Origin of the sequence: Lutibacter flavus, assembly GCF_900188355.1 — a bacterium.
In the GTDB taxonomy this organism is placed as follows: Bacteria; Bacteroidota; Bacteroidia; order Flavobacteriales; family Flavobacteriaceae; genus Lutibacter; species Lutibacter flavus.
Window position 1 is genome coordinate 538366 of the sequence record NZ_FZNX01000002.1, and the last position, 22186, is coordinate 560551.

General features: G+C 29.8%; 12 protein-coding genes. 9 read left to right on the forward strand and 3 right to left on the reverse strand.

The features are described from left to right. Positions 1-10: 10 nt before the first annotated feature. The 6 genes from CHB63_RS08595 to CHB63_RS08620 are packed head-to-tail and all read left to right on the forward strand — an operon-like array spanning position 11 to position 6525. Entirely contained in the window at positions 11-1225 is a 1215-nt protein-coding gene (locus CHB63_RS08595; RefSeq protein WP_245856869.1) for a molybdopterin molybdotransferase MoeA, read from the forward strand. 38 nt (positions 1226-1263) lie between these two features. Next, entirely contained in the window at positions 1264-1743 is a 480-nt protein-coding gene (gene moaC, locus CHB63_RS08600) for a cyclic pyranopterin monophosphate synthase MoaC (RefSeq protein WP_089378043.1), read from the forward strand. Next, positions 1736-2848 (forward strand): NTP transferase domain-containing protein, encoded by a 1113-nt coding sequence (locus CHB63_RS08605; RefSeq protein WP_089378044.1) that lies wholly within the window; start codon positions 1736-1738, stop codon positions 2846-2848. The genes moaC and CHB63_RS08605 overlap by 8 nt, the downstream gene beginning before the upstream one ends. Then, on the forward strand, positions 2841-3689 hold the full coding sequence (locus CHB63_RS08610; RefSeq protein ID WP_089378045.1) for a DUF1835 domain-containing protein: 849 nt from the start codon (positions 2841-2843) through the stop codon (positions 3687-3689). The genes CHB63_RS08605 and CHB63_RS08610 overlap by 8 nt, the downstream gene beginning before the upstream one ends. Further along, positions 3676-4755: a HesA/MoeB/ThiF family protein gene (locus CHB63_RS08615; RefSeq protein ID WP_089378046.1), complete on the forward strand. Its 1080-nt coding sequence runs from the start codon at positions 3676-3678 to the stop codon at positions 4753-4755. Before CHB63_RS08610 ends, CHB63_RS08615 begins: the two co-directional genes overlap by 14 nt. Continuing rightward, a complete protein-coding gene (locus tag CHB63_RS08620) occupies positions 4756-6525 on the forward strand; it encodes a MutS-related protein (protein WP_089378047.1) in 1770 nt (589 codons plus the stop codon). A 41-nt stretch (positions 6526-6566) separates the two neighbouring features. On the opposite strand, the gene CHB63_RS08625 is transcribed toward CHB63_RS08620, so the two are convergent. After that, positions 6567-16334, reverse strand: a complete 9768-nt coding sequence (locus tag CHB63_RS08625) for an ELWxxDGT repeat protein (RefSeq protein WP_089378048.1) — start codon at positions 16332-16334, stop codon at positions 6567-6569. A 154-nt stretch (positions 16335-16488) separates the two neighbouring features. After that, positions 16489-16914, reverse strand: a complete 426-nt coding sequence (locus tag CHB63_RS08630) for a molybdenum cofactor biosynthesis protein MoaE (protein ID WP_089378049.1) — start codon at positions 16912-16914, stop codon at positions 16489-16491. Between the two features lie 74 nt (positions 16915-16988). Here CHB63_RS08630 and CHB63_RS08635 point away from each other — a divergent pair, with 74 nt between their 5' ends. Further along, positions 16989-17264 (forward strand): DUF3817 domain-containing protein, encoded by a 276-nt coding sequence (locus CHB63_RS08635; protein ID WP_089378138.1) that lies wholly within the window; start codon positions 16989-16991, stop codon positions 17262-17264. On the opposite strand, the gene CHB63_RS08640 is transcribed toward CHB63_RS08635, so the two are convergent. Then, entirely contained in the window at positions 17261-17503 is a 243-nt protein-coding gene (locus CHB63_RS08640) for a MoaD/ThiS family protein (RefSeq protein WP_089378050.1), read from the reverse strand. The genes CHB63_RS08635 and CHB63_RS08640 overlap by 4 nt on opposite strands. Positions 17504-17651: 148 nt before the next feature. On the opposite strand from CHB63_RS08640, the gene nrfD reads away from it, so the two are divergent. Both nrfD and CHB63_RS08650 read left to right on the forward strand, forming a co-directional pair. Then, on the forward strand, positions 17652-19268 hold the full coding sequence (gene nrfD, locus CHB63_RS08645; RefSeq protein WP_089378051.1) for an NrfD/PsrC family molybdoenzyme membrane anchor subunit: 1617 nt from the start codon (positions 17652-17654) through the stop codon (positions 19266-19268). Positions 19269-19286: 18 nt separating this feature from the next. After that, positions 19287-22178 (forward strand): molybdopterin-dependent oxidoreductase, encoded by a 2892-nt coding sequence (locus tag CHB63_RS08650; protein ID WP_089378052.1) that lies wholly within the window; start codon positions 19287-19289, stop codon positions 22176-22178. Positions 22179-22186: the final 8 nt, after the last annotated feature.

The following is a 22186-nucleotide window of genomic DNA, read 5'->3' on the forward strand; positions in this document are numbered from 1 at the left end:
TATTATTTCTGTGAAGACAGAAAACTTAAATATGAATTTAACTACGGTACAAGAAGCGCTGGAAATTATTTTAAATAGTTCTGAAAACTTCGGAACTGAAGAAGTGGATTTTATAAATTCTGTTGGAAGAGTTTTAAAAGAAGATATAGTTGCAGACCTAGATTTTCCACCATTTAACCGTGTTAGTATGGATGGAATTGCAATTGCTGCTGAAGCTTTTAATAAAGGTATAAGGGAATTTAAAATAGAAGATATTCAAGCAGCTGGAAGTCCACAATTAACACTTCAAAATACTAATAATTGTATTGAGGCAATGACCGGTGCAATGCTTCCTAAAAATGCGAATGTGGTGATTCAATATGAATTATTAGATATTCAAGATGGAGTAGCTAGGGTAAATTTAGAAACTGTTAGAGACTTTCAAAATATTCACTTAAAAGGATTGGATAGAATTAAGGGTGATATTTTAATTGAAAAAAATAAGATGATTTCTTCTGCTGAAATTGGTGTGTTTGCAACCATAGGAAAATCAAAAATTAAAGTTGCAAAACAACCAAAAGTAATGATTGTTTCTACAGGAAATGAATTGGTTAAAGTTACGGAAACACCGGCCGAACACCAAATTAGACGAAGCAATGTTTATACCTTAGTTTCATTATTAGAAAGGTTGCATGTTAAAGCAAAAACAGCTCATATTTTAGACGATAAAGAAGTTCTAAAATCTAAAATTGAAGGCTTTTTAAATGAATATGATGTGTTAATTTTTAGTGGAGCAGTTTCTAAAGGGAAATTCGATTTTATTCCTGAAGTACTTGATGAACTGGGTGTTGAGAAACTTTTTCATAAAGTAAAACAGCGTCCTGGAAAACCATTTTGGTTTGGAAAAAAAGCAAACAAAACAGTTTTTGCTTTTCCTGGAAATCCAGTTTCAACTTTTGTAAGTTGTTTAAAATATTTTTATCCTTGGTATAGTAAAACAATGAGTACTTCTGAAGAATTAAATCAAGCTATTTTATCAGAAGACTTCTTTTTTAAACCAGATTTGACCTATTTTTTACAAGTAAAACTTACTCAAAAAGAGGGCAAAATATATGCGACTCCAATAGCAGGAAAAGGTTCAGGTGATTTAGCTAATTTGGTAGATTCTGATGCTTTTTTGGAATTACCAGATGATAGAAGTAATTTTACCAAAGGAGAAGTATTTCCTTTAATCACTTTTAGATAAAACTACGTCATTCTCAACTTGATTCAGAATCGTTACTTATGGAAAACAAATTCACGCATATAGGAGAAAAAAACCAACCTAAAATGGTAAATGTTGGTGATAAAAAAATCACCAAGCGCCAGGCAACTGCAAAAGCATTGATGTTTTTGGGTTCTGAAATAATTTCTCATTTTAATAATGAAGAATTGGTAACTAAAAAAGGACCAGTTTTTCAAACGGCTATTATTGCCGGCATTCAGGCGGTTAAAAAAACTTCAGAATTAATCCCAATGTGTCATCCACTTTTAATAAATGGAGTTGATATTGATATTGACATTTTAGATAAGGAGCATATTGAAATTTTATGTACAGTTTCAATAGAAGGAAAAACAGGGGTAGAAATGGAAGCTTTAACTGGAGCAAATATTGCTGCATTAACGGTGTATGATATGTGCAAAAGCATTTCACAAAAAATGGTGATTAAAGAAGTGAAGTTATTAGAAAAATCTGGGGGTAAAAGCGATATTAAAAATGGGTAAACATCAAAAACACGCAAAGCTACACTTAAGAGATAATGATAATTTTGCACCTAATGAAGTTTCATTTGTTGGAACAAAATGCGATGTTATTTCTAATTTAGTAAGTAAAATTTCACAAGAACTAGCGCAATATAAATTGGCTTATTTTGATGCTTCTCATAATGATTCAATAGCATCTGAAACTTTAGAAAAGTTTGTATTTCATCATAAAGGAACTGTAAAAATTGAAATGAATTCAAGCGTAAATAAATTCAATCAGCGTGTTCAATTTTCGCAATATGATCTTTTATTTATTAATGGAAACCATTATCAAGGTGCTAAACAGATTTTAATTTTAGATAATCAAAAAGAAGCTTCAGTTTTAAAACGACTAGATCAGTTAAATAATATACAATTTGTTATAAAATTAACAGAAGATTCCAAATATTTCGACTTTTTAGAGCAACACAATCCTCAAATAAAAAACTTAATCTGTTATCATATTGACGAGGTTGCTGAAATTTCAAAACATATAGAAAATTTAATCAAAGAAAAAATTGCTCCAGTACAGGGGTTGGTATTAGCTGGTGGGAAAAGCACACGAATGGGTACCGACAAAGGAACCTTAAACTTCTATGGAAAAAACCAGAGAGATGTTGTAATTGAATTACTTGAAAAGCATAATTTAAAGACGTTTTTATCAGTAAGAGAGGAACAGGAGATTGGAATAGAAAATAAAATAACCGACAAATTTTTTGGATTAGGTCCGTTTGGTGCAATTTGTTCGGCGTTTCAGGAAAATCCAGATGTAGCCTGGTTGGTAATTGCTACAGATCTACCATTTGTAAATGATGATGTAATTCAATTGCTGTTAAAACATAGAAATCCTTCAAAAGCAGCAACCACAATTAAAGGAAAAAACAAACAATTTCCAGAGCCTTTAATTGCCATTTGGGAGCCAAAAAGTTATACTTTATTATTAAATTATTTAGCTCAAGGATATTCTTGTCCGCGCAAAGTTTTAATTAATTCTGATGTTGAAATTGTTGAAATAGACGATGACTTCATTAGAAATATTAATACTCCCGAAGAATTTAAGGATGCTCACAAAGAAATAAATGGATAACATAATTCATATACTTAATGGAGATAGTACTTTACCAATTTTAGAACAATCCGGAATAAAAGGGGATGTTGTTGTATGGAGAGAAATGTTATGTGAAGGACGGCTCAGTATTGATTTTGCGAGTGATGAATTCTGGAATAATAGATATACTTATTTTGAAACTGAAATTGGAGTTAAAAGACTAGATTATTTTGATAAAACAATAAAAGAAATTCTAAAATTAAAAGATTTATCTGATTATAATGAAGTGGTTTTATGGTTCGAATTCGATTTGTTTTGCCAGATTAATTTATTAGCAGCTTGTACTTATTTATTAGATAATTATGTGAAAAAAGCAAACTATTATTTGGTTTGTACAGGCAAGGAAAAAGGAAAAGAAGGCTTACAATCTTTATCAAATTATTCGCCTAAAGATTTTAAAAAATTGTATGCGAATAAATCACCTTTAAGTAAAGCTAATTTGATGTTTGCTAAGGGTTGTTGGAATGTTTATGTAGAAAATGATTTTGAAAAGTTAAAAGCATACAATTTTAATCAAAGTGCAAAGTTTGAGTATTTGGAATTAGCAATAAATCAACATTTAAAGCTGTTTCCAGGAACAAACGGATTAAATCATATAGAAAATAAAATACTGGAAATAATTAATTCATCAGCTTTAGCTGAAAATGAAATAATTAGGGCATTACTTATTTGGCAAAGCACAGAAACCGTTTATGGTTTTGGAGATCTACAGTATTTTCAATATTTAAAAAAGTTGAATAAATATTATAAAATAGAAGATTCGAAATATTATTTAAATAACTTTGGGAAAACTATTTTAATTTTTGATGAAAACAAGTAGCCAAGAATATTTTAAAAGACAAACTACTTTATCTGAAATAGGTTTGGAGGGACAAGAAAAGCTTCAAAAAGCCAAAGTTTTAGTAATTGGGTGTGGAGGTTTAGGAAGCCCCGTGGCTGTTTATTTAGCTACAAGTGGAATTGGAAATTTACATTTAGTTGATTTTGATACAGTTTCAATTTCTAATTTACATCGTCAGGTTTTTTATAAAGTTGAGGATGTTGATAAACCAAAAGCTGCCGTTCTAGCTCAAGTTATTAAAGAAAGAGCACCATTTACAAAAGTTTCATTTTCAACTAATGCTGTTGATAAAAGTTCAATATTAGAATTAATTTCAGATTTTGATGTTGTGGTTGATGGCACTGATAATTTACAAATTAAATACTTAATTAATGATGCTTGTGTGCTGTCTAAAAAACCGCTGGTTTATGGATCTTTATACAAGTTTGATGGGTATGTTGCTACTTTTAATGTGTTAAATGGAGAAGGTGATTATACAAGTAATTTGCGTGATGCATTTCCTAAAATTGCTACAAACATTCCAAATTGTGAGGAAGCGGGAACATTAAATCCTATTGTGGGAATAATTGCTTTATTACAAGTTAATGAGGTGATTAAATTAATTACAAAAATTGGGAAACCTTTATTAAATCAGCTTTTAATATATAATTCACTTGATAATTCACAATTAAAAGTAAAGATAAAACGAAATAAGTCGTTGATATTTAAAGATATTTTTAATGATTCTACTTATTTGAGTGAACAATGCGAAACACAGGATAGTTCACTTTTAATCACTTGTGATGAATTAAAAAGTAGGTTAATTGATGAAAATATTAAAATTGTGAGTGTTGTAAACGATATTAATGCTACACTTCCCTTTGAAGTAGATCAAAAAATACCTTACACAACATTTAATGTAGATGATTTTATTCCGGATTTTAAAAAATACTATGTTATTGTTTGTAACAAAGGAATTACAAGTTACGATGTTACTTTAAAATTAAAAGAAAAATACCCTTTGCTATCCATTTTTAGCTTATCAGAAGGAATAGACAATTATTAAATGCAACAACCATTAGAATTTTATACGAATCAAAAATTAATTTTTGAATTAGAATTATCTAAATTAAAAAAGAAATTATCAGTTTCAAGTGTCTTGAGATTGCTTACTTTTTCAGCTATAATTTTAGGGGTTTATTTATTTTTTGGAAACCTTCCAGCCATTTTTTCAATAATAGGAGTTGGGGTTATTTTATTTCTATATTTATTATTTAGACATAGTAATTTACAGTACAAATACAATCTAAACAAAGCATTAATTGAAATAAACAACATAGAAATTAAAGTTTTAAATAGAGATTATCTTCATTTAGATGATGGAAGTGAATTTATAAATCCAAAACATCCTTTTAGTTATGATATTGATTTGTTTGGAAAAGGCTCTTTTTTTCAATACTGTAATAGAACTGTAACTTTTGAAGGTAAAAATGAGTTGTTTTCTGAATTAACTTCAAACACTATTTTATCTATTGAAAACAAACAAAAAGGAATTAAAGAATTAAGCGAGAAACCTAAATGGAGACAACATTTTTCAGCAATTGCAAGTTTGGTGAAAGTGGAGCATTCAGCAAAAGAAATTGTTAATTGGATTCATAATTATAAGTCTAATTTCCCTAAATACTTTTCTTATTTACCAAAGGTGTTTTCTTTAATATCATTAACATTGATGGTACTTTTAGGACTGCAAATTATTCCTGAAATTGTGTTGTTGCTATGGTTTTTTATTGGTTTAGGGATTTCGGGTTCTTACCTTAAAAAAGTAAATGAATTGTATGAAAATTCGGGTAACGCTAAAGACACGTTTAAACAAAACCACAAATTATTAAATGAAATAGAAACAACTTCTTTTTCATCAGGTGTTTTGAAGAATAAACAGTTAGAAATTAAAAATGAAAATGAAAAAGCATCCATAATTTTTAAGAAGTTCTCTAAATTATTAGATGCTTTGGATCAACGAAATAATTTAATAATTGGCGTTATAGGAAATGGTTTTTTTCTTCGGGATTTACAGTTAGTTTATAATATAGAGAATTGGATAGGTAGTTATAAAAATAACGTTGAGAATTGGTTTAAAGTTATTGCGTTTTTTGATGCTCAAAATTCGTTGGCCAACTATGCGTTTAATCATCCTAATTATAATTTTCCTAAAATTAATAAGGATAAAAATGTAATTTCTGCTAACAAATTAGGACATCCTTTATTGAAAGAGAAACAACGAATTGATAACGATTTTACAATTGAAAATCAGCAATTTTTCATTATTACCGGAGCCAATATGGCTGGAAAAAGTACTTTTTTAAGAACTGTTTCCCTATCAATTGTGATGGCAAATATGGGATTGCCGGTTTGTGCCAAAAGCTTTGAATATGCTCCAATTAAATTGATTACAAGTATGAGAACATCGGACTCTTTGGCGGATGATGAATCGTATTTCTTTTCGGAATTAAAAAGGTTGAAGTTTATTGTTGATGAAATAGAAAGTGATGATTATTTTATCATTTTAGATGAAATATTAAAAGGTACAAATAGTACAGATAAGGCAATTGGATCTAAGAAATTTGTTCAAAAATTAGTAGCTTCTAATTCTACTGGAATTATAGCTACACACGATTTAAGTTTGTGCGAAATTGAAAAAGAATTAACAGAAGTTAAAAATTTCTATTTTGATGCAGAAATTATAAATGATGAATTACATTTCGACTATCAGTTAAAAAATGGAATTTGTAAAAATATGAACGCATCTTTTTTATTAAAAAAAATGAAGATAGTTTAAGGATGCGAATTCACTCCTAAACTATCTTCATTTTAAAATATCTACTCTTTTATAATTTTAACGGAAACAGGATTCTCTAAATGCACTTTTATTAGATATACTGCATTAGGTTTATTTCGAATATCTAATTGTACTTTTCCATTAATTACTTGATAAACTTCAGAAGAAATAAGTTGTGAGTTTAAAGTAAACAAATCAATTTTTACTTCTTTTAATGATAATGGTAAGGCTACTTCAAAAATCCCTTTTGTAGGATTTGGGAAAACTACAATTTCTTCAAATAAGTTTATAGTTTTTGAGAAAATACCTTCACAACTAATTGCTGTTTTTATTTCAATTAAATCTCCATGTTTATTATTTAAATCAAATGTTGAAGACATTGTTTTAAATACTAATTGTCCGTTTACGATTACATCAAAAGGAGCAGTTCCTTTTTCAATTACAATAGCTGTTTTATTTGCGGTTGTACTCGCTTTTCCAGAAACTGTTTCACCTTCTGCTATTTCAATGGTATAACATTGTTTAGAAGTTACGTTAGGAACAGTTATGCAAATATCATAAGTCCCGGGTTCTAAATTTTCAATTGTTAAATCATTGGTTAAATTGTATTCACTGTCATTTATAGTTACTAAATAATCATATGTAATTGTTGAAGCTATTTTAATTTGACCATTGTTTTTATTTGGACAAGTTTCATTAATAGTTTCAATTTTAAAATTGTTTGAAGGCAATACTATACACCCGTTAAAATTAACAATTTCTCCTTCTGGAGTTTCTGGGCATAGATCTTTATCATTCATTACACCATCATTATCATCATCTAATTGACTTTGAGAACAACCATTTTCGTTTACGGTTTCTCCTTCTGGAGTTTCTGGGCATAAATCATTTTCATTTAAAATTCCATCTCCATCGATATCAATACTTGAACAATCTTCAGAAAAGATAGTAAGAGTGTCTTTATACCATTCTTTGTAATTACCTTCTTTATTGTTAGCCGCTGTTTCATTAGCGACTTGAATACACCCTAAACTAGAATTCCCTCTAGAATCCATATTTATTAATTCAAAATTATAGCTTAAATCTAAATTGGTTAAGTAATTATTAAAACCATAAAACTGTTCTAGTTTACTATTCGCAGTTAAATTAAGAGTCTCAAGTAGATTGTCATTTAAAATAATTCTTACCAATTTTAAGTTTTTACTCAAATCTAAATTAGTTAATTGATTACCATATAGATATAGGTATTCGAGTTTTGAATTTTCAGTAATATCTATACTTGTTAGTTGATTGCCATAACAAAATAAAGATATTAAATTCAAATGTGCACTTATATCTATACTTGATAAACTATTAATGCCACAATCTAAAAATTGCAACTCTATGTTATTATCTACATCTAATTCTGTTAGTTGATTCCAGGTACAATCCAGATGTAACAATTTAGAATTTTTGCTTAGGTCTAAGTTTGTCAAACTATTTTCTCGACAAACTAATATTTCCAAATTTATATTATTATCTAAATCTAATTTTGTTAGTTGATTCCTAGAGCAATGTAATTGTGACAATTTAGTGTTTTTGTTTACATCTAAGTTTGTTAGTTGATTATCATTACAATTAAGCAAACCTAAATTCTCATTTTGACTTATATCTAAGCTTGATATCAGATTTCCATAACAGTTAAGGTTTTCTAACTCTGAATGCTGACTGACATTTAAATTTTGTAACTCATTTTTAGAGCAATTGAGTTCTGTTAAATTTTTAAAGGCCTCTATTCCTGTTAAATCTTTAATTTCTTTTTCTGATACATTTAAATTACTTACTTTTAAAGCATCTTCATTGTTTATTTGTTTATTTATAATTCCATCACTATCAATCCCTAAATCTATTAATGCCTGTTCAAAATTAGCATCTGGTATGTAAACAATTTGATTAACTGAACAACCATTTTCATCAACGGATTCACCTATTGGTGTTTCTGGGCAAAAATCATTCTCATTTAAAACACCATCACCATCAAAATCTGTATTTGAACAATTTTCAGAATAAAAAGTAAAAGAATCTTTATACCATTCATTATAATTATCTACTCCATTATTAGCATTTACCTCATTGTCTACTTGAATACAAAATAAATTAGGATTATTCACAGAATTAAAATAATTTAACTCAAGATTATTACTTAAATCTAAAGAAGTTAGCTGATTATTTTTACAGCTAAAACTAGCTAAGTGCTTATTATATTGTAGGTCTATATTAATAAGTTGATTATTATCGCAATAAAAATACAATAATTGCACATTATTACTCACATCCAAGCTATTTAGCGGATTATTATAGCATAGAAAATTGGTTAAATTAATATTGTTGCTAACATCTAAACTACTTATTTGATTATTAAAACATTGAAAATTAGTTAAATTAATATTATTACTAACATCTAAATTTACCAATTGATTCGTATGACAAAACAAATCCTCTAATTCAATGTTTTCTCTAACATTTAATTCAGAGAATTGATTATTATAACACCAAAATGAACGTAGTTTAGTATTTTTACTTACATCTAATTTGGCTATTTGATTGTCATTACACCATAAAGTATGTAATTTAGTATTTTTACTTACATCTAAATTTGTTAACTCATTAGTATGGCAAACAAAACTTTTTAATTTAGTGTTTTTACTTACATCAATATTTGCCAAATTATTATTAGAACAATGAAAATATTCTAGATTTATATTGTTACTAATATCTATACTGGTTAGTTGATTATTACCACCATAATAATAAGTCAGCTGAATATTATTGCTTAAATCTATACTAGTTAATTCATTGTCTGAGCATGAAAGTGTTCTTAGATAATTACTTTTACTAACATTTAAGCTACTTAATTGATTAAGAGTACAATTAACTCCAATTAGTTGTTTGTTTTTACTTAAATCTAAATTTGTTAATTCGTTAGAGCCACAATATAAATATTGTAAATTTTCAAAGGCTTCTATTCCTGTTAAATCTTTAATTTCTTTTTCTGAAACGTTTAAACTATTTACATTTAAAGCATCAATCTTAGAAATTTGTTTATTAATAATTCCATCACTATCAATTCCTAAATCTATTAATGCCTGTTCAAAATTAGCATCTGGAATTACTACAATTTGATTGACTGAACAACCATTTTCATCTACAGTTTCACCTGAAGGTGTGTCTGGGCAAATATCAATGTTATTTAATACACCATCATCATCAAAATCTGTATTTGAACAATTTTCAGAATAGATAGTGAAAGTATCTTTTTGCCATTCTTTATAATTACCTTCTTTATTATTAGCAGCTGTTTCGTTTCCTACTTCAATACAAAATAAATTAGGGTTGTTAGAAGAATTAAATTCAACTAATTCAAGATTGTTTTTCAAATTTAAATTTGATAATTCATTATCAGATATGTTTACTTCTTCAAGATTTGAATTAAAGCTAAAATCAATATTTTTAAACTGGTTAGATTTACCTAGAAAAACTCTTAAGGCTACATTTTGACTTAAATCTAAACTCTCTAATTTGTTTTCACTACAATAAATAACGGCTAAGTCTTTTTGGTTAGATAAATTTAATTCTGTAATATTATTTCCAATACAATTAAACCCAGTTATTTTTTTATTTTGAGAAATATCAATTGAAGTAAACTGATTATATTCTATTTGGAGTCCTGTTAACTCTGTGTTTTTACTAACATCCAAATTATTTAATTGATTTGCAGAACAGTCTAAATTTATTAATTTTATATTATTACTTACGTTTAGACTTGTTAGATTATTTATTTGAACATGTAAATATTCTAAATTTTTAAAGGCTTCTATTCCTGATAAATCAGCTATATTTTTTTCAATTAAAATCAATTCACCAACATTTACGGCATCATATAGAAACATCTCTCCATTTATTTTGCCATCGCTATCAATCCCTAAATCAATTAGTGCTTGTTCAAAATTAGGATCTGGTATATAAACAATTTGATTAACGGAACAACCATTTGCATCAACCGAATCACCTAAAGGAGTATTAGGGCAAATATCATTTTCGTTCAAGACTCCATCATCATCAAAATCTGGATTGGAACAGTTTTCTGAATAAAATGCTGATGAATCTTTATACCATTCTTTATAATTACCTACTCCTTCATTCGCTGCCGCCTCATTTAAAACTTGAATACAACTTAAATCTAAATTGTTTGTAGAATTAAATTTTCCCAAATCAATACAGCTACTTATATCTAGATTTGTAAGTTGATTGTTGTAACAATGAAAACGAGTTAACTTACTATTTTTTATTAAAACAAGACTTGTTAGTTGGTTATTTGAACAATCAAAATTTTCTAACTTACCATTTTCACTAACATCTAAACTCGTTAATTTATTATTATTACAAATGAGCTGAATCAATTGATTATTATTTTTTACATCTAGTAGTTGAAGAAAATTCTTCCAACAATAAAATAAACTTAATTTAGTGTTTTTACTAACATCAATACTAGTAAGGTTATTGTTGTAACAATAAAAATCGATTAATTTTGTGTTTTTAGTTACATCTAATTCTGTAAGGAGATTATCATAACAGTATATAGAAGTTAAATTTGTATTATTAGTAACATCCAAATTTTCTAATAAGTTTTTTGAGCAATTAAGTAAAACTAACTGTCCATTAATACTTAAGTTAAGGTTAACTAACAAATTGTTTTCACAATGAAGGAAATTTAATTTATAGTTTTGATTTGTATTTAATAATGAAAGTTGATTATTGGAACAACTTAATTGAATTAAGTTACTTAACATAGTTACGTCTAATTCTGTAAGCAAATTGACTGAACAACCCAGATCAACAATTTCCTTATTTTGACTTAAATCTAAACTTGATAATTGATTATTATAACAATTTAATTCTAATAGCTTTAAATTCTTGCTTACATCTAAACTTTTCAAGTTATTAGAAAAACAGGTTAATTCTAATAAGTTTTCAAATCCTTCAATGCCTACTAAGCTTTCAATTTCTTTTTCTGAAACGTTTAAATTATTAACATTTAAAGCATCAACCTTAGATATTTGTTTGTTAATAATTCCGTCACTATCAATTCCTAAATCTATTAATGCCTGTTCAAAATTAGCATCTGGTATGTTAATTTTTGAATTTGACAAAGTACAACCAACATCATTAACCGCTTCTCCTAATGGAGTTCCTGAGCATTGATCTATGTCATTTGTTACACCATCACTATCATCATCTAGTTGACTTTGTGAACAGCCATTTTCATCTACGGTTTTTCCACTTAGTGTATCTGGACATAAATCTATTCCGTTTAAAACTCCGTCATTATCATCATCCAACTGACTTTCTGAGCAACCATTAGCATCTACAGATTCTCCAATTGGTGTATTTGAACATTGATCTGCATCATTCAAAACACCATCTCCATCATCATCTAACTGACTTTCTGAGCATCCTGATGCATCTACAGTTTCTCCTGTTGGTGTATTTGAACATTGATCTGCATCATTTGTTACTCCATCATTATCATCGTCTAACTGGTTATCTGCACACCCATTCTCATTTACAGTTTTTCCACTTAGTGTATCTGGACATAAATCTATTCCATTCAAAACGCCATCACTATCATCATCTAATTGACTTTGTGAACAGCCATTTTCATCTACCGTTTCTCCTGTTGGTGTATTTAAGCATTGATCTGCATCATTCATAACACCATCGTTATCATCATCTAACTGACTCTCTGAGCATCCTAATGCATTTACAGCTTCCCCAGTTGGTGTATTTGGGCAAATATCAATATCATTCATAATACCATCTAAATCATCGTCTAAAAGTTGACTTTGTGAACAACCATTAGCATCTACAGATTCTCCAATTGGTGTATTTGGACATTGATCATTATCGTTTATAACGCCATCTCCATCATTATCTCCATTTGAACAATATACTGAATAAATAGAAAACGTATCTTTATTCCAATTACTGTAATTACCTTCACCATTATTAGCCTCTATTTCATTCGCTACTTGAATACAAACTAAATCGGGATTATCAGTAGTATTTAAATGTTTTAAACTTAAGTTATTGCTTAAATCTAAACTTGTTAAATTATTGTCATGACAATATAAACTTGTTAATTGAATATTCTTTCTAACATTTAATTCTTTTATTAAATTAAAATAACAAGAGATAAAAATTAACTTAGGGTTATTAGTAATATCTATAACTTGTAATTGATTACTATTGCACACGAAGCTAGTTAATTCTTCGTTTTCACTTACATCTATACTTGTTATCTTATTAAAGCCACATTGAAATGAAGATAGTTTTAAATTTCTACTAACATCTAAACTTTTAAACTCGTTGCTCGTACATAACAAAACCCTTAAGTTTAGATTCTTACTAGTATCTAGGTTGGTTAACTCATTTGAACCACAGTCAAAATAATCTAATTCAAAATTATGAGTAATATCAATACTTTTTAATTGATTATTACTACAATTAAGACTTTTCAATTCACTATTTTTACTTAAGTCTATACTTGTTAGTTCATTGCTATTACAATAAATTGATAATAAATTTTTAAAACCTTCTATTCCTGTTAAATCTTTAATTCCATAACGGGAAACATCTAATCTATCAACTAATAATGCATCATCCTTTAGAATTTGCTTATTAATAATTCCATCACTATCAAAACCTAAGTCAATTAAAGCTTGTTCAAAATATGTATCGGGAATTATAATTATTTCATTTAAAGAACAGCCATGTTCATTTACCTCATCTCCAAAAGGTGTATTTATACAAATATCAATATCATTCATCACTCCATCTTTATCGTCATCTAATAGTTGGCTTTCTGAACACCCAACAGTATTTACTTCTTCTGCAGAAGGAGTATTCGGACAAATATCAATATCATTCATCACACCATCTTCATCGTCATCTAATTGACTTTCGGAACAACCATTTGAATCTACTATCTCTCCTAAAGGAGTATTAGGACATTTATCAATTAAATTTAAAACTCCGTCTCCATCCAAATCATCTTCACTATTATCTGAAGTCATATTACTTGGTGTTGTAACATATAATTCAGAACCGCTTTTACTATTGCTAGCTCTAAAATAGATTTTATCACCACTTACTCCAAGTGATTCTATTCCATTATAATTATCAAAGTATTGATTATTTTCAGTTTGAATATTAACTTTATATAGTTCATTTTGCTTCCCACTTGTCATCCAAAAGTTTAAATTAGGAGTTGTTTTAAAAATTAAATTATCTTTAAATGGAAGCATTTGGTAAATTTTATCACCTATTTCACTCTCATCTGTAATTTTAATAGTTCCATCAACAGTTCCATCCGTTCTCCATAGTTCATCACTTGGAGCGGTGTAATTTGTTGATGTTGTTTGAAGACCAAAGTAAACATATTCTCCAGAAGCTACTATATCTTCAATATCAAGTGATGGAATAGAATGAGTGGATGCATCAAATAATAAAATAGTTCCTTCAACAGTACCATTGGTTTTGTATAGACCTCTTCGATATTTTTCGGGATCTTGTGCAACAAAATATAATTCATCATTTAAATTTAAAAAACCAGTAATGCCAGAAAAACTATCGTTAAACGTTTTAATAAAGTAGGTTCCCTCAACTGTCCCATCGGATGCCCATAAATCATTAGAACCATAAGATGAATTTGATGTGTTTGCAAAAAAGATTAACTTCTCATTAGCTACATTTAACCTCTCAGGATATTTAATATCTATTATTTTTAAAGTACCCGAATAAGTGCCGTCGGTTGTCCATAAAGCTCCTCCATTAGCTTCGTAAGCAGTAAAATAAATTTTTTCATTAAGAATCACAAGATTACTTCCTCCACCACTATTTGCCCCTTGCCTTATATCTTTAATCATATAGGTTCCTGATTCTGTTCCACTACTTCTCCATAACTCAAAACCATTTATACCGTTGTCAGCTTTAAAATAGAGAATGTCGTTAATTACTGTGAACGACTGTTTTTCATTATAATTCCTCATACTACTTCCTGCACCCGGTTTAATATCTTTAACCATGTATGTACCATCTTCCGTTCCATCGCTTCTCCATAATTCATATCCATGATTACTACTTGAGGCACTAAAATATAGAATACCATTGATGTCTCTCATATCAGTTTTATCATCAATATATATATTAGATTTTATCTTTTTAGTACCATTAATTGTACCATCACTTTTATATAATGATTCATTGGCTCTAAAAAAAAGTTCTCCATTAACATCTTTAAATCTTGCAGGATAGCTTCCTTTTGAATGAACTAAATCTAAAAAAAGCGTTGTTCCAGAAATCGTTCCGTCAGTAATCCATAATTCATTTCCATACGTATCATCTTCACCTGTAATAATTGTATTGTTATTAATACTGACAAAACTTTCTTCTAATCCAGAACTGTTACTATCTTTAATATTTGATAATTCAAATGTTCCTGTAGAGGACCCATCACTAATCCATAAAGTTTTATTAGAAGAATTTGTACTAGTTGAAAAAAATAAAAGCTTATTATTTACTTCATCTACATGAAATTTATCTATCCATACTCCAGCATTTCCTATATTAATATCTTTTAATAATTCTGTTCCATTTGAAGTTCCATCAGTTTTCCATATTTCATCTCCGTCAATACCATTATTAGCAACGAAGTATATAAAATTATTAAATTTCACAAACTTACTATTATAAGAAATACTATTGAAATTTGTGTTGTTTATGTCCTTAATCATAGTTGTTCCAGACTCAGTTCCATCACTTTTCCATATTTCTGTTCCATTTATTCCGTCATTTGCTTCAAAAATTATTATGTTGTTAAGAACACTCCCTTTTAATGCATTTGCACTGGAGTTGTTGCCAACCATTATATCTTTCATTATGCTTGTGCCTATTTCAGTTCCATCACTTTTCCATAATTCTGTGCCATTTATTCCATTATTAGCGAAAAAATAAAAGTGATTATTCATTATTAAGAACTGATTTCCACTATTCAATCCTGAATAGTTAGGGTTAATGTCTTTAATCAATTTTGTTCCAGATTCAGTTCCATCACTTTTCCATAATTCTGCCCCAATTATTCCATCATCAGCAATAAAATATAGCTCATTATTAAAAACAAATAGATCTCTTGGAGAACTACTTGCTTCATTTGGATTGATATCTTTGACTAGCCTCGTACCGGACTCGGTTCCATCACTTACCCATAATTCAATTCCATTTATACCATCAGTAGCAGTAAAATATAATTTATCATTAAAGCTGACAAAATTATTAGGGCCGTTGTATGCATTTGTGCTATTTGGATTTATGTCTTTAACCATGTTTGTACCAGCCTCAGTCCCATTACTTGTCCATAATTCTACACCGTTTAAACCGTTATTTGCTGTAAAAAATAGATTACCACCTATTATTACAAGATTTTTAGGGTTAGAAGAATTCTTTCCTGAATAAATGTCTTTTATTAATGAAGTGCCTTCTGGAGTACCATCTGAATACCACAACTCCCTACCAATAGGTCCTGAGTAGTCATCATCTGTGGCTGTGAAATAAAATCCTGATTGATTGAGTGTAAAATCCTGTGGATTACTATCTGCATGGAAATTTAATTCTATTAAAGTAGCTTTTAAAACTGCATTTTGAGCAATCGTAAATTTAAAACTTAATAAAAAAAATAAAAAGATTAAAACTCCATGGGTATGAATTTTTTTCATAGTATAGCAATTTTCAACCTCAAATATAATTATATTATTGTTGGTGTTGGATGACTTATATCAATTTACTTGAAAAGCAGTTTATTAAAATGTAAAAACAAGAGCTAAAACTGCTTGTTCAGAGATAGAGGATTGTTAAAAAAATGAAGATAGTTTAAGGATGTGAATTCACCCAAACTTCACCATCTTCAAAATGTTCTTTTTTCCAGATTGGTACAGTTTCTTTTAGGGTGTCAATAGCAAATTCACAAGCTTCAAAAGCGGCTTTTCTATGTGCAGAAGAAACAGCAATTATTACTGGAATTTCACCAATTTTAAGTTCACCAAGTGCATGGTGAATTGCAATTTTGTGAATGTCGAATTTTACCATAGCTAAGTCAGCAATTTTTTGCATTTCTTTAATTGCCATTGGTTCGTAACCGCTAAAATCTAATAAGGTCACTTCTTTATTTTTTGTTGCATTTCTAACGGTGCCAACAAATAAAGAAATCCCTCCACAAGATGCATCTTGCACAAAACTGTAACAATCTTGTAAATTTAATTTTTCTGATGTTATTTTAATAGAGGTATTTATTGTCATTTTTAACAAGATTTTCAGCAAATTTAAGAAATATAAACAGTATTTTCGCCAAACTACTATTAACTATAGAACAAATGAAAAATACCTTTAGAATTGTAAGTGTACTTGAAGGAGTTTCTTACTTATTATTGCTATTTATTGCAACACCAATTAAGTACTTATTAGGAATTGATACCTATGTGAAAATGTTGGGAATGCCACACGGAATTTTATTTATAGGATATGTTATTTTGGCATTTATGTTGAAGTCTGAATTGGAATGGAAATCTAAAACAACTTTAATTGTGCTCTTAGCTTCAGTTATTCCGTTTGGAACATTTTATATTGATAAAAAATATTTAAGAGATTAACCGCCACTAACTGGTGGAATTATAGCCACAACATCCCCATTAGTTATAATTAAATCATCATCAGCATATTCTTCGTTTACAGCTATTGCAAATTCATTAATATTTTTTAATTCTGAAAAATTAGAGATGAGCGAATTTTTCAATTCAGCAATAGTTGTGTTTTCTTCAATTGTATAAGGCAGCGAGTTTTCACCAACCAAATCTGTAGCAATTCCAAAAAATAAGAGTTGAATTTCCATTATAATTATTCAATTTTCAACAAAAGTACATGATTTCTATTTAGAATCATTTTAAATAAATTTTAACAGCCGTGTTATGTGAGCTAAGTTACAAAACTAATATTTCTATTCCCTAACTTTGATAGAAGTTCAAAATATTTTATAAAAAATGAAGTATGGTTTTATAATTGACAATCGTAAATGTATAGGTTGTCACGCTTGTACAACGGCCTGTAAATCGGAACATGATGTTCCAGTTGGAGTAAACAGGACCTATGTTAAACAAGTTGAAAAGGGAGAATTCCCTGATACTCGAAGAATTTTTTCTGTAATGCGTTGCAATCATTGTACGGATGCACCTTGTGTGGAAATTTGTCCGGTTGAAGCACTTTATACTCGTGAAGACGGGATCGTTGATTTTGATAACAATCGTTGTATTGGTTGTAAGTCTTGTATGCAAGCCTGTCCTTATGATGCTTTGTATATTGATCCTGATAATAATACAGCTGCAAAATGTAATTACTGTGCACACAGAGTAGATGTTGGTCGCGAGCCAGCATGTGTAACTGTTTGTCCGGAACATGCAATTATTGCTGGTGATATGGAAAATCCATTAACAGAGATTTCACAATTGTTAGCGCGTCAGGCTGTTAAAGTTCGTAAGCCTGAAAAAGGAACCAATCCTAATTTGTTTTATATAGATGGAGATGATGCTTCTTTAGTGCCTGAAGCAACAGATAAATCTGGTCCTGGTTTATGGAATTCACAAGCACGTGGTGTAGGTCATTTTGCGAAAGCTGCTGAAAAAATGATGCATACGAATGATGATGTAGATTTACTTCAAATGACAATAGATAATGATATTGAGGCTGCGTATCAAAGAAAAGATACTGAAAACCCAAATTATATAGATGTGTTATCTGGAAAAGCTCGTAGAGTTTATGATACACCAGATAAAGGAATATTATGGGGATGGGAAGTTTCCGCATATGTGTTTACAAAAGCAATTTCTGCCGGTGCATTTTTAATTCCATTTTTAGCAATTATGTTGGGTTACGAAGTTTCACCAACAGCTAAATTATGGTCAGCTGGTATTTCGCTAGTATTTTTAGCTTTAACTGGATTATTTTTGGTGATGGATTTAGATAGACCTGATAGATTCTTAAATGTTTTATTACGTCCGCAATGGAAGTCTTGGTTAGTAAAAGGTGGCTATACTATAACTGTTTTTGGATTGTTAGTAACAATTTGGGGAGCAATGACATTTTTTGAAATACAAGCTGGGGAAACCATTTTACTTTGGATAACTGCTGCATTTGCAATATTATTAGCAATTTATACGGCATTCTTATTTGCACAGGCAAAAGGTCGCGATTTTTGGCAAAGCCCAACGTTACCATTACATATGTTAGTGCATAGTGTTATGGCAGGAGTTTCAATTTTTGTGTTAGCTGCGTTAATATTTGGACAAGAAGATTGGATGAGTATTTTAAAAAACACACTAATTATTGCATTGGTTGTAAACTTATTTACATTAATAACTGAGTTGACAATTACACATCCAACTACTTCAGCAAAAACTGTGGTAAAAATGATAACTAAAGGAAGATATAAAAATCTATTTTGGTTTGTAACTGTATTAATAGGAAACATTATTCCATTAGCACTGTTATATTTTGGAAATGGAGAAATGTTAGCAGTTGTTTCAGGAATTTGTGTATTAGTTGGAATAGTAATTACGGAGAAAATTTGGGTGGAAGCACCACAAAGAATTCCATTAGCTTAATTTAAATTATAGAAAGTCATGGGATATAAAAAACCATCATTTATAGAAGGAATAGCAGAAAAATTAGGAATTATTCCAAATTTACATAAAGAAGGTTATCAAGAATTTGATAATGATATGCGCCATTTTACGGATGAAGAAGTGGCTCAAATGTATGAGAATTTTCCTCCACCAGAAAAATGGGATAATTGGGTTGAATACGACCCAAAAGTTTGGCCTAAAAAAGAGAAAAAAACCTATCAGATTGTTCCAACAACTTGCTTTAATTGTGAAAGTGCTTGTGGATTAACAGCATTTATAGATAAAGAAACTCAAGAAGTTAAAAAGTTTGAAGGGAATCCATACCACCCGGGAAGTAGAGGTAGAAACTGTGCAAAAGGTCCTGCAACAATCAATCAAATTACAGATCCAGATCGTATTTTATTTCCTTTAAAAAGAAAAGGAAAAAGAGGTGACGGTGAGTGGGAACGAATTTCTTGGGACGATGCATTAGATACCATTGCTACAAGAATTAGAAAAGCAATTTTAGAAGATAGACATAATGAGATAGCTTACCACGTTGGAAGACCAGGGAATGAAAAATTCATGAACTGGATTTTGCAAGGTTGGGGAATAGATGGGCATAATTCGCATACTAATATTTGTTCTTCAGGAGCACGTTTTGGATATAATTTATGGTATGGTTACGATAGACCATCACCAGACCACGCTGAAGCAAAATTTATTTTGTTGGTTTCGGCACATTTAGAATCGGGCCATTATTTCAACCCTCATGCACAACGTATTATTGAAGGTAAAATGAAAGGAGCAAAATTGGCTACAATGGATCCTAGATTATCTAATACGGCAAGTATGTCTGATTATTGGTTGCCTTCTTATCCGGGAACAGAAGCTGCCGTTTTATTGGCAATGGCCTTAATTATTTTACAGGAAGGTTTATATAATCGTAAGTATTTAGAAAATTGGACAAATTGGCAAGAATATTTAAGAGCAAGACATTCAGATAAAGAAATCACATTTGAGAATTATATTGCTGCAATGATTGAGGAATATAAAGAATTTACCCCAGAATTTGCAGAAAAAGAATCAGGTGTAAAAGCTGAAATGATTGTTGAAATAGCACACAAAATTGGTGAAGCAGGAGAGCGTTTCGCTTCTCATAACTGGCGTGCTGCAGGAGCTTCAAACCTTGGTGGTTGGGCAGTAGCTCGTTGTTTACATTTTTTAACTGCTTTAACTGGAGCAGTTGGAGCAAAAGGAGGAACATCTCCAAATAGTTGGAATAAATTCAAGCCTACACAACCAAATCCACCAAAACCACAAAAGAAATGGAATGAATTACATTTTCCAAAAGAATATCCTTTAGCATTTTTTGAAATGAGTCAGTTATTGCCACATTTCTTAAAAGCAGGAAGAGGAAAAATGGATGTTTATTTTTCACGAGTATTCAATCCAGTTTGGACCTATCCTGATGGATTTACTTGGATGGAAATGTATTCTGACGAAACAAAATTTGGATTACATGCGGCTTTAACACCAACTTGGAACGAAACAGCTTTTTATGCAGATTTTGTGCTACCGATGGGATTAGCATCTGAACGACACGATTTAAATAGTTATGCTACACATGGTGGAACTTGGATTGCTTTTCGTCAGCCAGTTTTAAGAGAAGCAGCTCGTAGAAATGGGAAACCAGTAAAATTAACGTATGAAGCGAACCCAGGGGAAGTTTGGGAAGAAGATGAATTCTTTATAGAACTATCATGGAGAATTGATCCAGATGGAAGTATGGGAATTCGTAAACATTTTGAATCTCCATACAGACCAGGAGAAAAAATTACAATAGACGAATATTACCAATATATTTTTGAAAGAGTAAAAGGATTACCTGAAACTGCTAAAAAAGAAGGATTGACCGAATTGCAGTATATGCAAAAATATGGTGCCTTCGAAATTGAAAAAGGAGATTCATATAAAATGAATGAAAAACTTCTTTCAGAAGAACAGTTGAAAGGCTCCAAAGTGGATCCTGTAAATGAAGTGATTTCTAAAGATGGAAAAGCAATAGGTGTTATGGTAAATGGAAAAGCCTGTGTTGGTTTTCCAACACCATCACGAAAAAATGAGTTTTATTCACAAACCATGGTCGATTGGAAATGGCCTGAATATGCAACACCAGCTTATATAAAAAGTCATATTCATAATGATAATTTAGATAAATCAAAAGGCGAATATGTATTGGTTCCTACTTTTAGATTACCAACATTAATTCATACACGTTCTGGAAATTCAAAATGGTTGATTGAAATTTCAAATAGGAATCCAATTTGGATGCATCCTGATGATGCTAAAAAATGGGGATTTCAAACAGGAGATTTGGTAAAATTAAATACAGATATTGGTTATTTTATAGATAAAGTTTGGGTTACGCAAAGTATGAAACCTGGAGTTGTAGCTTGTTCACATCATATTGGGCGTTGGCGCCGACCACAAGATAAAATAGGAAACCGTTGGGCAACAAATACAGTAAATATTGAAGGTGATGGAAAAGGTGGCTGGAAAATGAATACCATTTCAGGAATTAAACCTTTTGAATCTGATGATAAAGATTCTAAAAGAATATTCTGGAAAGATGGAGGTGTTCATCAAAATATAACACATGCAGTTCATCCAGATCCAATTAGCGGTATGCACTGTTGGCATCAACGAGTACGGATTGAAAAGCCAGGTAAAGATGAAAAATATGGCGATATTTTTGTAGACACAAACAAATCTCATGAAATATTTAAAGAATGGATGGCAATGACACGTCCTGCACCTGGTCCAAATGGAGAACGTCGACCACTTTGGTTTAACAGAGCGTTTAGGCCAGATGATTCAACATATTATATTGATGACAAAGATGCTTAAAAAAGTCC